This window comes from Anabaena cylindrica UHCC 0172 (assembly GCF_034931625.1).
GTDB lineage: Bacteria > Cyanobacteriota > Cyanobacteriia > Cyanobacteriales > Nostocaceae > Anabaena > Anabaena cylindrica_A.
Genome location: NZ_JAYGGY010000017.1, coordinates 26,479 through 42,361, shown reverse-complemented (window position 1 = coordinate 42,361; position 15,883 = coordinate 26,479). Strand labels below are relative to the sequence as shown.

Annotated in this window: 8 protein-coding genes; all 8 read left to right on the top strand. The window is 38.8% G+C overall.

The features are described from left to right. Positions 1 to 350 precede the first annotated feature (350 nt). The 8 genes from VB713_RS07190 to VB713_RS07155 all read left to right on the top strand — a co-directional run bounded on the left by VB713_RS07190 (position 351) and on the right by VB713_RS07155 (position 15,883). Positions 351 to 1,346 (top strand): aspartate carbamoyltransferase catalytic subunit, encoded by a 996-nt coding sequence (locus tag VB713_RS07190; protein WP_323310882.1) that lies wholly within the window; start codon positions 351 to 353, stop codon positions 1,344 to 1,346. A gap of 144 nt (positions 1,347 to 1,490) precedes the next feature. After that, positions 1,491 to 2,240 carry a Uma2 family endonuclease gene (locus tag VB713_RS07185; RefSeq protein ID WP_323310881.1) on the top strand — a complete coding sequence of 250 codons (750 nt, stop codon included), beginning with the start codon at positions 1,491 to 1,493 and terminating at the stop codon, positions 2,238 to 2,240. Positions 2,241 to 2,391: 151 nt separating this feature from the next. Beyond that, a complete protein-coding gene (locus VB713_RS07180; RefSeq protein WP_323310880.1) occupies positions 2,392 to 4,749 on the top strand; it encodes a hypothetical protein in 2,358 nt (785 codons plus the stop codon). 233 nt (positions 4,750 to 4,982) lie between these two features. Then, the gene (gene gpmI / locus VB713_RS07175) at positions 4,983 to 6,581 is read left to right on the top strand and encodes a 2,3-bisphosphoglycerate-independent phosphoglycerate mutase (protein ID WP_323310879.1); all 1,599 of its coding nucleotides are present in this window, start codon (positions 4,983 to 4,985) and stop codon (positions 6,579 to 6,581) included. A 237-nt stretch (positions 6,582 to 6,818) separates the two neighbouring features. Then, entirely contained in the window at positions 6,819 to 7,052 is a 234-nt protein-coding gene (gene secG / locus VB713_RS07170) for a preprotein translocase subunit SecG (RefSeq protein WP_015216141.1), read from the top strand. A 6-nt stretch (positions 7,053 to 7,058) separates the two neighbouring features. Beyond that, a complete protein-coding gene (locus VB713_RS07165; protein ID WP_323310878.1) occupies positions 7,059 to 7,880 on the top strand; it encodes a peptidase in 822 nt (273 codons plus the stop codon). Between the two features lie 285 nt (positions 7,881 to 8,165). Next, complete coding sequence (locus VB713_RS07160) at positions 8,166 to 13,562, top strand: ATP-binding sensor histidine kinase (RefSeq protein WP_323310877.1); 5,397 nt, start codon at positions 8,166 to 8,168, stop codon at positions 13,560 to 13,562. Between the two features lie 125 nt (positions 13,563 to 13,687). Next, positions 13,688 to 15,883: an Hsp70 family protein gene (locus tag VB713_RS07155; protein ID WP_323310876.1), complete on the top strand. Its 2,196-nt coding sequence runs from the start codon at positions 13,688 to 13,690 to the stop codon at positions 15,881 to 15,883.

Sequence of the window (15,883 nt, the reverse complement as noted above, 5' to 3'; positions counted from 1 at the left end):
AAATTGAAATCTGCACTTAGCAACTTTTGGAGTGAGAGTTATGGACAGATTTATTGTTTGGTAGGCAAATGATAGAACAATTCCGGGAATGACAACAGCAATTGCTACAAAAATACTTAGGGCTTGCTGAAAATCTAATATTCCTGATTGGCTGATAACAGCAAGTTATCAGATGTATGTAACTTAGGCATTAATTAGTTTGGTGTGATGAGACTTTAGTTATACTGAATCAGATATTACAAAAAAAATGATAGAACAAAGGTGTGATTATTTGCGTCTACATATGTAAATTCACAAGCTGTAGAGAAACATTCAGTATCAATCTCTACAACCGAAATTAATAGTTATTTATGCCTAGTACTAACTGGAATCGTCATCACATTCTTTCCCTGGCTGACTTCACAACTGTTGAATATAACGCGGTTTTGCAAACTGCGGCCTCATTTCAAGAGGTACTATCACGGAGAACAAAGAAAGTACCTACCTTACAAGGACAGGTGGTGGCCAATTTATTTTTTGAACCCTCTACCCGCACCCGCAGTAGTTTTGAAATTGCAGCTAAACGGTTAAGTGCGGATACTCTCAACTTTGCGGCTGCGACTTCTTCCATGACAAAGGGAGAGACAATTCTCGATACAGCGAAGACCTATTTGGCGATGGGAACTGATATTATGGTGATTCGCCATCGAGAAGCGGGAGTACCGCAAGCGATCGCCCAAGAAATGGATCGTTTAGGTGTCAAAGTTAGCGTCCTCAACGCCGGTGATGGTCAACATGAGCATCCATCCCAAGGATTACTTGACTTATTTACCATTTGTACATTAATTGACCCAGTACAACCCCGCATTGAACTATTACACGGTAAAAAAATAGCTCTTGTTGGCGATATTCTCCATTCTCGCGTAGCACGTTCCAATATTTGGAGTTTAATCGCCAGTGGTGCTGAAGTTCATCTCGCTGCACCTCCAACATTATTACCTAAATTCTTTAGTGAATATTTAGGTGAAGCAGCAAACACAGGCAAGTTATTCACCCATTGGCAAATAGAACCAGCCTTAGAAAATGCCGATTATGTCATGACATTGCGGTTACAAAAAGAGCGCATGACGGCTCATTTATTGCCCAGTTTGCGAGAATATCATCAACTATTTGGCATTACCCGCGCCAAACTCAAACTGTGTAAACCTAACGTCAAAGTTTTACATCCAGGCCCAGTTAATCGGGGTGTAGAAATTAGCTCTGACTTAATGGATGATCCTGAATTTAGCTTAATTCAATCACAAGTTACCAGTGGCGTAGCCGTGCGGATGGCGTTGTTGTATTTTATTGGTAGTGGTAGAGCTTAATTTTAAGGAGGCAGGGGGCAGGAGGCAGAAGGCAGGGGAAAAGAATTTCTTATAATTACCCAGTCCCCAATCCCCATCTCATCCTCGTAAATTGGCGAAGGTATTTCAGATAAAATAAAAACAAATCAACAAGAGGCAGTCTTTATGGCAACCCAAATCAGTGAAATCAAATCTCCCACTGAACTGGTAATCTCTTGGGAAGCCTTACCCGATGATTTTCAGTTAGAGGATGAACCAGTGGAAAATACAGGACCGCCAATATTGGCTGGTGCTTTGCGAGAAAGCTTAGAAATTGCGGGTTTTATTCAGCCACAGATGTTGATAGCCTCAAATTTTGGTTTGTGTGCCACATTAGACGGTCAATTTATCGCCAAAGCACCTGATTGGCTATATATTCCCGCAGTTAAAGAGATTATACCGGAGCGCAAAAGTTACACACCCAATTTAGAAGGGGATGTTCCGGCTATAGTTATAGAATTTTTATCAGATACGGAAGGTGGAGAATATTCTGTTAAGCGAACATATCCACCAGGAAAATGGTTTTTTTATGAGCAAATTTTGCAAGTTCCTATTTATGTAATTTTTGATCCAGATGGTGGTTTATTAGAATTTTATCAACTAGAAAATGGTCGCTACGAATTAAAGCAACCGAATGAAAATGGTCTGCATTGGATTGATACAATGGGTTTATTTTTGGGAACTTGGAGAGGAGAAAAAGAAGCTAGAACAGGGTATTGGTTAAGATGGTGGGATAAAGCAGGTAATTTGTTACCTTGGTCTGTAGAAAAGATTGCAGAAGAACGTCAACTGGCTGAACAAGAACGCCAGGAGAAAGAACGGCTAATAGCTTATTTAAAATCCCAGGGTATTGATCCCAATAATTTACCGATTTGAACAACTTAGAGGTAGGTTGGGTTGAGAAACGAAAGCCAACACTTGAAAATTCTGTAGATGTTGGGTTTCACTTTGTTCAACTCAACCTACGGGTTTACTGTAGAAAAAATGCCTGAAAACCATACCCCAATAAAAAAGGTTTATCAAGTTAATGTCACTTGATTTAATTAAGCAAGAAGCAATTAATCTTAATACTTCACCACAAAGATTACGAGAACTAGCTGCAATTAATGATGATCTTGCGAGATTAGTTGCAGCTAACTCTGTGGCTGATAGTAGTTTATTAGGAGAACTTTTCCTAAAAGCCAGAATTAACAAAGATGTGGAAATGCAAAGATCACTCGCAAGTAATCCCAATACACCAACACAAAGGTTAATTGGACTAGCATATCTGTTTCCTGAAGAGTTTTTTAGCAATCCGGCTTATAATTTATCAATTCTGGAAAATGTCAATTTTACTCACAGGTTTGAGAAAAAATTACTCTTCAAGCTGGTTTGTGCATCTAATACACCAACATCTTTTCTAGAATTTGCTGTTGGCATTTGTGAGACTAATCTTAAGCGTATTCGGAATAATGACTATTTTGGACACTTCTCTCTAGAGCAACAATATGGTATTAAGTATCTTCGGATGAATATAGGGTATATGCATACATTCTCCTTTGAAGAATTTTGGAAATGGAGAGAGATTTTAATTGTTATAGCCAGTCATCAGAATACTTCTAGAAAAAAACTATTGGATTTATCAACATCTGGTGAGGATATTGTTGTAGAACTTGCTCATTTACGTCTTGATTGTCCCAATGATGACATTATTTTCTGGGATCAGGTTGCTTTAAATAAGAAACCAAATCTCATTCTTTTTATTCCACGTAGGCTGATGTTTAAATTGGTGCAATTGCCAGATATATCGACAAACTTTTTAAAAGCAGCATCTGAGCTTGAGACATTTACAGGAATTCTCAATATTATTGCCAATCATCCAAAAACACCCAAAGAAGTACTCGATAACCGTGCAAAAAACAGCTTTTCTTTTGTTGCTGAAGCAGCAAAGCTACATATTAATTATGCGGGAGAATTGGAAACTGGATGGCGCGATCTAGCTGAAGAAAAAATCGATAGAACCCAACTACCTAGTTTAATTATTAATGCAGAAGAAATTGAACTGCGATTGTGGTACGCAGGAGCAATTGATGAAAGTACTTTACCTTATTTAAATCAAAATTCAGTACACGAATATATAAGTACTTTATTAAAGATTATTTCTTCTGCTGACACACCCCGACCGATCTTAGATAATCTTGAAAACCACCCCAGAGTTTCTCAATTAATCACTGAATGTATTACTTATTTAAAACAGCGAGAATCAATAGTTTTCGATTTACTTCCGGGAACGATGCCAATAAATAGTACGAAATTATCGAATAACTTTGCTGCCAATCAAATTAACCCCATAGTTGCCGATTTAAATACTCTATTTGCAAATTTAGAAGATAGAAATTGGTGGTTTAAAATAAGATATATTCCCATAGATAACCCAACAATTAATCTATGTTTACTTGACTTGATACAGAAAAGGGGTTCGAGAAACAGAAGATCCCGCCTACGAAATATGCTTATGGATTTTGATAGAGGTAGATATAAAGACCAGAATCTAATGTTTATTAAATTTTCTAATTTAGAATACTATGGTGTAATTCTAGCGAACGACCCAAGAACTTCACCGCAAATCCTATCAAAATTAGTGGAGCATCCAATCCAGCGTGTAAGAGTTTTGGTAGCTAGTCATCACAATATTGCTCACAATTCTTTAGATAATTTAATTGATGATCGCAATCCAGAAGTTAGAGCAGCCGCTATGGCAAATCCTAAACTTGATTCGATACTTAGAGAACAATTAGCAACTTTGGAAAATCCAAATTTATCTTCATTAGATTTACTAGAACTAGCAAATAGTGAGCATACTGCTGTGAGAGCTAAAGTTGTTCGACATCCCAACGTTGATGGTTCAATTCTGGCAAGATTAGCTGACGATAAATTAATTGTCAGATTGGCTGTAGCTAAACATCCGAAAACTCCTGCCGAGATTCTAACTAGATTTACTGAGCATCCAGATCGAAGATTACCTCTAGCAGTTGCTCAAAACCCTGGTGCGCCAAAAGATTTACTAATTCAGTTAGCTACTCAACCCGGAGGACGTGGAGGATTTCACTTTAATCCACTCAATTTAGCTGCTATTAAAAGTTTACTGATTCAAGAACCAGAAGCGGCGATTCCTTTTTTAGATCGATGTCTCAAATTTCCTGAGCGACCATCATTTTCTCGGTTTTTGGTGCTGATGAATCCTCGGATACCTAGTTCATTTTTGGCAAGATACTATAGATCTTGGTTTTGGCCAGAAAGATATGCGATCGCTCAAAACCCGAATACTGACCCCGATATTCGCCAACAACTAACGCAAGACCCCAATAGGATTGTTCGTGCTGCCGCACGGGATACTTTAAAATAGTATTCGCTCTTAGGAGTTGCAAAATAGGCAGGCAAGAGCTTGATTTCTGCACTGTTCTTGTAAAGATTAACACAGTCCATTGAAGACTCTGAGAAGACCCTCAGTGATGATTTAGAACTATAAATACTTAACAAAATTTGAGATTTTAGATTTTTTCCTTCTTAAATTAACCTCCAGAGTTGGTTAGCAATGGTATCATTCGGTTATTACAAAAAGTAAAGGGCAATTTTACTATGACCAAAGCACCTGTTGCTCCTGTGGTGCTAGTCATTTTAGACGGATGGGGCTACTGTGAGGACAAGCGAGGAAACGCGATCGCTGCTGCTAAAACTCCAATCATGGACAGTTTATGGGCAGCCTATCCCCACACCCTCATTCGCACATCAGGCAAAGCCGTAGGGTTGCCAGAAGGTCAAATGGGCAACTCGGAAGTTGGTCATTTGAACATTGGCGCTGGAAGAGTGGTTCCCCAAGAACTGGTACGCATCTCTGATGCTGTTGAAGACGGTTCTTTAGCCGCCAACCCAGCACTTGTCAAAATTTGCCAGGAAGTCCGCTCTCGCAATGGCAAGTTGCATCTCATCGGCCTTTGTTCTGAGGGTGGGGTACATTCGCATCTTACCCACCTATTTGGACTACTTGACTTAGCCAAAAAAGAGCAACTTCCAAAAGTTTGTATTCACGCCATTACTGATGGACGTGACACTGCCCCATCTGAGGGTATTAAAGCAATCCAGAAACTGCAAGATTATATAGATAGCGTCGGTATTGGTCAGATAGCCACTATTAGCGGTCGTTATCATGCAATGGATCGCGATCACCGTTGGGATCGAGTCCAACGCGCCTATGATGTTATGACACAAGATGGTGCAGGAAATGGACTCATGGCGGTAGAGGTCTTAAAAGAATCCTACGCCAAAGGTGTAACTGACGAGTTTGTTGAGCCAATTCGTATTGCACCTGGTGCAGTAGAACCAGGTGATGGGGTCATATTTTTCAATTTCCGCCCCGATCGCGCCAGACAATTAACTCAAGCCTTTGTCAGTCCCAAATTTGCAGGTTTTGAAAGGCAGCAAATTACACCGCTGTCCTTTGTGACTTTTACCCAGTATGATCCTGAATTACCAGTATCCGTGGCTTTCACACCACAGAATCTGAATAATATTTTAGGGCAAGTCATCGCTAATCAAGGTTTAAAACAGTTTCGCACCGCCGAAACCGAAAAATATGCTCACGTCACCTACTTCTTTAATGGTGGATTAGAAGAACCTTGTGAAGGTGAAGATCGGGAACTAGTCAGCAGTCCAATGGTAGCGACCTATGACACAGAACCAGCAATGTCAGCCCAAGCAGTGACAGAAGTTGCGATCGCAGCCATCAAGAAGGGCATCTACTCCCTCATGGTGATGAATTATGCCAACCCAGACATGGTAGGGCATACAGGACAGATAGAAGCTACTGTTACAGCCATTCAAACCGTAGATCGCTGTTTAGGTCGTCTCCTCGAAACTATCAGCAAAGCTGGCGGCACAGCAATTATTACTGCTGACCACGGTAACGCGGAATATATGCTAGATGAAGACGGTAATCCTTGGACAGCGCACACTACTAACCCAGTTCCCTTAATCTTGGTAGAAGGCGAAAAAGTCAAAATACCAGGATATGGCACAGATGTGGAACTGCGAGATGATGGCAAGTTAGCAGATATTGCCCCCACTATTCTGGATATCTTACAGCTACCCCAGCCATCAGAAATGACAGGGATATCACTGCTAAAACCGGCAGAATATGACTTGAAACCTATTCGCACCCCTGCACAAATAGGTTTGTAAAATAGTGAAAGATGAACAGTTAACGATGACAAAGTTAACTGTTTTCTTTTTGAATTTGCAGTTTTGAGCGATGTCTTTGGCGGGTCTAAAAGAATAAGGATTAAATGAACCGCGAAGACGCAAAGGACGCGAAGTGAAGAAGGAAGAAGATAAGTAATTTTACACTAGAGAGGGGATAATAGTCCTTAGCCGTTATAATTTATATTTGGTCTAATAATTTTTGTTTTTGAATTACTTATGACACTTACTAACATCGTGCAAGGTATTTGGGCTTTTTCTGCTTTAGGTTTAATTATTCTAGTTTTACTCCATAGTCCTAAAGGTGATGGTATTGGGGCAATTGGTGGACAAGCACAATTGTTCAGCAGTACCAAAAGTGCAGAAAATACATTAAATAGAATTACTTGGGCTTTAGTAGTAATTTTTATGGGTTTAACTGTAGTTTTAAGTGCTAATTGGTTGCCTAAATAAGTAAAAATGGGGAAAATTACCCAAATATTGATATACAAAACCCGAAATAAAATATTTTGGCGGCGGTTATTAGCAGTCCTGACTTTAATAATAATTACAGGACTGTTAGTTATTTTTACTAACTTTCAGACTGAAGCTATTTTGAATAAATCCGTCGCAGAAACTGAATTTAGTCAAGATATAGCCGGAAAAATCTCTATAAACGACCCGAATAATAATTTAGATATCAAGACAAATTTGATACAAAAAGTCCATCCTTTACCACCCAATCTTGAAAATTGGCAAGATCAAACTAATAGCAGTGATTATTTTGACCAAATTACACCCACGAAAATTGGTTATCTAATTTGGTCGCGTTTTCCTGTGCAAGTGAAGATAGACACACCAACAGGAATTAGTGAAAAACAGGCGCAAGTATGGGTTAATAGCGTTTTACAAGCTGTACAAGAGTGGAGTGTTTATTTACCTTTGCAGGTAGTAAAACAGGCAGAATCTGATATTACCATCATCAGAAAAGCCCCACCGCTTCAGTTGTCACCCCAAAAAATTCCCCGTGCGCGTTCAGCTTTAACTACATATCAGTTATACACAACTAATAATGTGTTATCTCACCGCTTCACTATTTTGCTGAGTCCTAGTCAGACAGGGGAATATGTGCAAGCAGCAGCACGTCATGAACTTGGTCACGCATTAGGAATTTGGGGTCATAGTCCTCTCCAAACTGATGCACTTTATTTTTCTCAGGTTCGTCAACCACCATCTATTTCTATTAGAGATATAAATACATTAAAGCGTGTTTATGAGCAGCCTACAAGTCTAGGTTGGTGATTGTTATACTGCAAACGGGTCAAACTTGGACTTATGTCATACTGACCGTAACGTAGTGCAGGGAAGTATCTCGGAGATTCTTCACTTCGTACCCTGCGGGAAGCAAGCTACAGAATGACACTTTTAACCCGTTTTTAGTATAATTGTTCTAAAATTAACCTGTAACTCTATTTTGGCTAAGGGTACAGAATTTGCAATTGAAATTCCCGCCTAAATTCTAGCTCTTGTGACTTCATAACATATATCTGGGAATACTAAATCTAGAAGTTCTAAAGATTTAGCAATATGGTTAGCAACTTTGTCAGTATTCCCGGATATCAGATCAGCGAAGAACTCTACAATGGTTCGAGAACCATGGTTTATCGAGCAGTTCGAGAAACTGATAGCTTACCAGTAGTGATTAAACTACTGAAAAATCCGTATCCTAGTTTCAGCGAACTCCTATCGTTTCGCAATCAATACACCATTGCTAAAAATCTCAAATCACCTCCAATTGTCCAAACTTATAGCCTAGAACTCTACCAAAATGGCTATGCAGTAGTGATGGAAGACTTTGGAGGGATTTCCCTAAAAGATTATTTTGCCTCTGTAGACACACGACATATCATACTTCTACAAGAATTTTTACAAATAGCGATCGCACTTTGCAACGCCTTAGATATACTCTACCGCGAGCGAATTATTCATAAAGATATCAAACCCAGCAATATATTAATTAATCCTGAAACCAAACAAGTTAAATTAATCGACTTTAGTATCGCATCTCTACTACCAAGAGAAACTCAAACACTGATCAATCCCAATGTCTTAGAAGGGACACTTGCTTATATTTCTCCCGAACAAACCGGACGAATGAATCGGGGCATAGACTACCGGACAGATTTTTATTCTTTGGGTATAACTTTCTATGAATTACTCACAGGAGATTTACCTTTTATCTCAAATGATCCAATGGAGTTGATACATTGCCATGTTGCCAAAGTACCACTATCTCTTCGGGAAGTTGAAAATCAAAAGTCAAAAATTAAAAGTGAAGAGATTCCGCAAGTATTGTCAGATATTGTAATGAAATTGATGGCGAAAAATGCCGAAGATCGCTATCAAAGTATTTTAGGCTTGAAATATGATTTAGAAAATTGTTTAACTCAATTCATAGAAATGGGTGAAATTCAGCATTTTGCAATTGCACAGAGAGATGTGTGCGATCGCTTCATCATTCCTGATAAACTCTATGGTAGAGAAACCGAAGTAGAAATCCTACTACAAGCATTTGAGCGAGTCAGTCAGGGTGCAACTGAAATGATGTTGGTTGCTGGGTTTTCAGGGATTGGTAAAACAGCAGTTGTCAACGAAGTTCATAAACCAATTGTGCGACAACGCGGTTATTTTATCAAAGGCAAATTTGACCAATTTAATCGCAATATCCCTTTTAGTGCCTTTGTGCAAGTATTTAGAGATTTAATGTGGCAATTATTAACAGAAAGTGATGCCCAAATCCAATATTGGAAAAGCAAGATATTAGAAGCTGTTGGTGAAAATGGACAAGTAATTATTGAAGTCATCCCTGAATTAGAACGCATTATTGGTCAACAACCACCAGCGCCAGAATTATCCGGAACTGCTGCACAAAATAGATTTAATTTATTATTCCAAAAATTTATCCAAGTCTTTACTACTGCTGCACATCCAGTAGTAATATTTTTAGATGATTTGCAATGGGCAGATTCAGCATCGCTGAAGTTAATGCAATTACTAATGACTGATACAGGACATCTTTTGTTAATTGGTGCATATCGTGATAATGAAGTTAACTCAGCACATCCATTGATATTAACCTTGAGTGAAATTGAAAAAGCAAAAGTAATAATTAATACGATTGCTTTAGCACCTTTAAGTCAAATAAAAGTAAATCAATTAGTTGCTGACACACTGAAATGTCCAGAAAATTTAGCATGGAATCTTTCTGAAAAGATATTTCAAAAAACTCAAGGAAATCCATTTTTTGCTACTCAGTTTCTCAAAGCATTACATCAAGATGGGCTAATTCAATTTAATTTTGATATTGGTTGTTGGCAGTGTGACATAGCACAAGTTACTCAGCACTTGGGTACAGATGATGTTGTGGCTTTTATGAGTTCTCAATTGCAAAAACTACCTCTATCAACTCAAAATACATTGCAGTTAGCAGCTTGTATTGGTAATCAATTTGATTTAGAAACACTAGCAATTATTTCCCAACAATCATCAATCGAAACTGCTACTGCTTTGTGGAAAGCATTACAAGAAGGGTTGATTTTACCGTTCAGCGATGTTTATAAATTTTATATTGGGCAAGAAAATACAGAAATTACTCGAAAAAATCAACAGACTGTTACCTACAAATTTTTACATGATCGCATCCAACAAGCAGCCTATTTATTAATTCCTGAAGATCACAAACAAGCAACTCATCTCAAAATTGGGCAATTATTATTAAATAACGTGTCCCAGGAAAAACAAGAAGAAAAGATTTTTGATATTGTCAATCATTTGAATATGAGTATAGAGCTAATTACGCTTCAAGAAAAAAGAAATCAATTGGCTCAATTGAATCTCATCGCTGGATGCAAAGCTCTTGCTTCAACTGCCTATATTGCTGCCGCCAAATATTTTGATCATGGGATTAATTTACTAGGTGTTGATAGCTGGCAAAGCCAGTATCAGTTAACTCTATCACTCTATAAAGCTGCGGTTAAAGCAGAATATCTCAACATCAATTTTGCCTATGCACAAACCTTAGCTAACTTTGTTTTAGAACACGCAAATAGCCTACTAGATCGTGTCAAAGTCTATGAAGTACAAATTCAAATGTATATGGCTCAGTCAGAAATGCCAAAAGCACTGGCTGTAGGAATATTGGCTTTGGAACTTCTAGAAGTCGATTTAAATCATGCACCTATATCTTCAGCAATTGAGTTGCCGAAACTGGCGGAGATAGAATCATTACCAATGATGTTAGATGTCCATCAAATTGCTATCATGCGTATCCTGATGGCAATTTTTTCCCCAGCCTATACAACACAACCAAAGCTTTTATCACAGATTGTCTTGACAATGATTGATCTGAGTTTAAAACAAGGACACACATCGCTGACTGCTTTTGCCTATGTGTTTTACGGCATATTGCTGTGTGGATTTGAGAAAGATTTAGATAAAGGATATTATTCTGGATTACTTGCTTTGAAAGTTCTGGAGCATTTTCCGGCAAGAGAATTAGAATGTAAAGTCAACAATTTATTTAATGTTTTTATTAGACCTTGGAAGCAACCCCTAATTGATACTATTGAGCCATTGGTGAGAGCTAGTCAAATTGGTTTTGAAATCGGAGATATTGAGTACGCTAGTTATGCCACAACACATAGTTGTACTCATCGTTTTATAGTTGGAGAGCCACTAGCAGAGGTGCAAAAAAGACAAGATGCAGCTCTTGAGGTTTTGCTGAAAATTAAACAAGATCATTCCCTTCATAATGCCAAAATTTGGCAGCAACTTGTCTCAAATTTACTGGGAGATGTTACTGATCCACAGCAATTGTCAGGTAAAAATTTTGATGAAATCGAGCTTTTACCTGTTTTTTGTTCAGGGAACGATCGCTCACTACCATTTGCGGTCTATTTGGCTAAGTGCATTCTCAGCTATTTATTTGAGGATGATGCAGCGGCAGTGATATCAGCAGTAAATGCAGCAAATTATGCTGATGCTGCTATTGGGGTAACTGTTGGTATACATAATTTTTACTATTCTCTGGCTCTGTTGGCTCGGTGTATTGATTTGCTTCCCTCTTCCGTAGACGATCGCCATTGTCAATCTCTGCTAAATCAAGTAGATGTGAATCAAAAATTTATGCAGGAATGGGCGCTTCATACACCTATGAACTTTGAACATAAATATATTTTAGTAGAGGCAGAAAAATACAGAGTCTGGGGACAGAAAAGCGAAGCAATTGAGTTATATGACAAAGCGATTGCCAGTGCAAAAACCAACAAATTCATTCAAGATGAAGCCCTAGCTAATGAACTCGCCGCTAAATTCTACCTTGACTGGGGCAAAGAAAAAGTCGCCCAAGCATATATGCAAGAAGCTTACTATTGTTATGCTCGTTGGGGAGCCAAAGCCAAAACCGACGACTTAGAAAAACGCTACCCCGAACTACTACAACCCATCCTGCAACAGCAACAAATCAATTTCAACACCCTAGAAACGATCGCCTTTCGTGGAACTTCCTCATCCACTCACGCTTCGACGACAGCTAGTACCAATATTTCTGATGTCCTAGATTTTACTTCTATCCTCAAAGCTGCTCAAACTATTTCTAGCAGCATCGAATTAGATCAACTCATTACCAGTCTTACCCAAATTATTCTGGAAAACTCCGGGGCGAAAAAATCCATCCTCATTCTCCCCCAAGAAGATATCTGGCAAGTCCGAGCAATTACCTTTATTAATCCCCAAGCTCAAATACAAACTATCCTTGACCCACAAGCACTAGATACTTGTGAAGATATCCCCAGAAAAATTATCAATTATGTCAAGAATACTCAAGAAACAATTGTCATAGATAATTGCCAAACAGCTATCTCTGGGGTGATTGGGGAATATATCCTAGAGCATCGCCCAAAAAGTGTATTATGCACACCAATTATTAATCAAGGGCATTTGGTTGCTATTCTCTACCTAGAAAATGAACTTACAACTGGGGTCTTTACTAATCAACGTCTGCAAGTTATTAATCTACTTTCTTCTCAAGTTGCCATCTCATTAGAAAATGCCAGACTTTATCAAAAATCCCAACAAGCATTACAGGATTTACAACAAGCGCAATTAAAAATTATCCAAAGTGAAAAAATGTCAGCCCTGGGTAATTTAGTTGCAGGGGTAGCCCATGAAATGAATAATCCTTTGGGCTTTATTTATGCCAGTCTCCAACAAGCTAAACCCAGTGTTGCAGATATTGTTGAACACTTGAAATTATATCAAGCAAATCCACCCAGTACAGATGAGGAAATCAAAGATCATGCCGAAGAAATTGAATTGGATTATACTTTAGAAGACTTACCTAAGATGATTGATTCAATGGTGATGGCGTGCGACAGGCTTACAAATATCAGCACCAGTTTGAGAACTTTCTCTCGTGCTGATAAAGACTACAAAGTGCCGTTTAATATTCACCAAGGTATTGATAGTACGATTTTAATTTTAAAACATCGCCTCAAGGCTAATGAACAACGTCCCGCTATTGAAGTTATCACAAACTACGGCAATTTACCCCAATTTGAATGTTTTCCTGGTCAATTAAATCAGGTATTCATGAACTTGTTAGCAAATTCTATTGATGCCTTAGAAGAATTAAACAAGAGACGTACATTTGCAGAAATCAGAAGTTATCCTAACCAAATTATAATTACAACTTCAATAGTAGATAATTTCGTAAGAATTGCCATTGCAGATAATGGAATGGGAATGAGTGAATCAGTCAAACAAAAAATATTTGATCATTTATTTACTACAAAAGCTGTAAGTAAAGGTACAGGGTTGGGGTTAGCGATCGCTCGGCAAATTGTTGAAGAAACTCATGGTGGTAAATTAACTTGTAACTCTGTTTTGGGTAAGGGTACAGAATTTGTAATTGAAATTGGTATTTAGTTAACCTGAGTTCGGGTTAATTTTAGTTCTTACTCAAAACTCAGTACTCAATAGACTGCTTTGGTGATAAAGTGGCGATCTACCTAGTACATTAAAAACAATACATAGTAGGGTGAAGATTAGTAATGGGTAAGGCAATAGGAATTGATTTAGGGACGACTAACTCTGTCGCTGCGTTTAAGTTAGCAGAAGTGGAAGTAGTAACAGCAAACGATAACACGCCTCCAGACCGGAAACTCACTCGTTCTGTGGTTGCTTATGACCAAGGTAAATTTTTGGTAGGAGATCAAGCTTACAACCAGCTACGCCATGACCCAGAAAATGTAATTATTTCTATTAAGCGGTTAATGGGTAGGGGTTTTGGCGATTTAGCAGTTCAAAAACAAAAGTCGGAATTTGGCTACAAAATTACCCAACCAAGCCAGGGAACAGACAACAGTATTGCTGTGTGGTTAGGAAGTCAAGAATTGCAACCTGAGGATATTTCGGCAGAAATTCTCAAAAAGTTGGTGCAGAATACCCAAGCTTATCGCCAAGGAATTGGTAAAGTTGGAGAAATCATTGATCAAGCTGTGATTACTATTCCTGCCTATTTCAATGATAAACAACGCTATGCTACTCGCACCGCCGCCCTTAAAGCTGGATTGACTCCCTTAGAACTACTTCCAGAACCAACAGCAGCGGCGATATCCTATGGTTTTTCACCAAATAGCGATGAAGTGAAGACTATTTTAGTCTATGACTTTGGCGGTGGGACATTTGACGCTTCAGTCATTACCGCAGCGGGAACTCAATTTATTGAACAGGGAAAAGCTGGTGATTTATGGTTGGGAGGAGATGACATTGACTCTCGTTTGGTTCAATTTGTGACTCAGCAAGTTGCTCAACAAGAAAAAATTGGCGATATTGACGGCTTAATTGCTAAAATGCCCTATTATCAACGGGTGCGATTTAAGGCTGATTTAAAGATAGCAGTAGAACGGGCAAAGGTGGAATTAAGTAATGCGAAATCTGCTCAAATTAACCCTTCTACTCAATTGCTTGATGAGTTGGGAATTGCGATTCCGGTTGAGGTGGAAATTACTCGTGAGCAATTTGAGGAAATGATTGGAGAGTTGGTAGAGAAAACACTGCAAATTTGCCGCCAAGCTTTGGAATATGCTGAATATCACCTAGAAATGGTGGATGTGGTGCTGTTGGTGGGTGGTTCTTCCCAAATTCCCTTGGTACAACGCAAACTTAAAGAGGCTTTTGGTGCTAATAAAGTGGTTTTACATCCCCGTCCGATGTACGCAGTGGCTGAAGGTGCAGCAATTGTGGCGGCTGGACAAACAGATAAAGTCACAACGGTGTCCCGCGATTATGCCATTAAATTAGCTGATGGTGAGTATACAAAAGTGATTAATCGGGGTGATATTTTACCCGTGACAACATCCCACACCTTTAAGACTGTGGCGGAAGGACAACGCTTGATTCATTTTCAATTTTTTAGTCCGGATGAAGATAATAATTATGAAATAATTGGAGAAATATGGTTGGGTTTAGATGAAAAATATCCAGCCGGGACGGAAATCACAGTGTATTTAGAGTTGGATGAAAAAAATAGTGATTTGCGAATGACAGCGACTTTAAAAAATGATCCGACTGTGAAAGTTAGTTGTATTTTTTCTCGTGGTCGTGCTGATGAGAAAATATATAAAGAGTTAGAGGATGCGATCGCACAATTGAATCACCAAAGCCTGACTGTATTCGGTGTGGAAGAAGCTTTGAAGTTAGCAGTACCTGTTGTGCAGTCAGCTAATCAAATTATTAATCCCATTACGGGAGAAGAACGCAGCGATTTACGGGAACGTGCGGGAGAAAATCTGCAAAGATTCCAGGTATCCATGTCTCCAACTCGTCTGGAAGCTGAGACTCAGATCAATGATTGCGATCGCATTCTCCAATTTTGCGATTTTATGATTCCTGAACCACAGCAAGAACGTCTGCAAAGTTTGAGCCAAGAATTATCATCTGCTATTAATAGCAATAATCTCTCGGCGATGGAATATTACAGTGAAGAAGTCAGACGTGAACTGAGCAACCTACCAGAACCAGTACAGGTAATTCAAGCTTGTATTCTTGCCATTCAACAGGCTAAACCCGTCGCCCCAACCCAAGCAAATGCTATGTCTGACAAACTCTCCCGACTATTGATAGCGATGGAAAATGGTGATCGCAATGAAGCCGAACATTTGTTAATTGAACTGCAACCAGATGTGCAGAATTGGCTCAATCAAGACTTACCCAATAATAGCATTGTCACAGGAATCACAAGATAA

Coding starts and splice junctions, on each gene's coding strand:
- VB713_RS07185 (WP_323310881.1), top strand. CDS start 1,491: ATGGCAACCCAAATCAGTGAAATCAAATCTCCCACTGAACTGGTAATC.
- gpmI (WP_323310879.1), top strand. CDS start 4,983: ATGACCAAAGCACCTGTTGCTCCTGTGGTGCTAGTCATTTTAGACGGA.
- VB713_RS07165 (WP_323310878.1), top strand. CDS start 7,059: ATGGGGAAAATTACCCAAATATTGATATACAAAACCCGAAATAAAATA.
- VB713_RS07160 (WP_323310877.1), top strand. CDS start 8,166: ATGGTTAGCAACTTTGTCAGTATTCCCGGATATCAGATCAGCGAAGAA.
- VB713_RS07180 (WP_323310880.1), top strand. CDS start 2,392: ATGTCACTTGATTTAATTAAGCAAGAAGCAATTAATCTTAATACTTCA.
- secG (WP_015216141.1), top strand. CDS start 6,819: ATGACACTTACTAACATCGTGCAAGGTATTTGGGCTTTTTCTGCTTTA.
- VB713_RS07190 (WP_323310882.1), top strand. CDS start 351: ATGCCTAGTACTAACTGGAATCGTCATCACATTCTTTCCCTGGCTGAC.
- VB713_RS07155 (WP_323310876.1), top strand. CDS start 13,688: ATGGGTAAGGCAATAGGAATTGATTTAGGGACGACTAACTCTGTCGCT.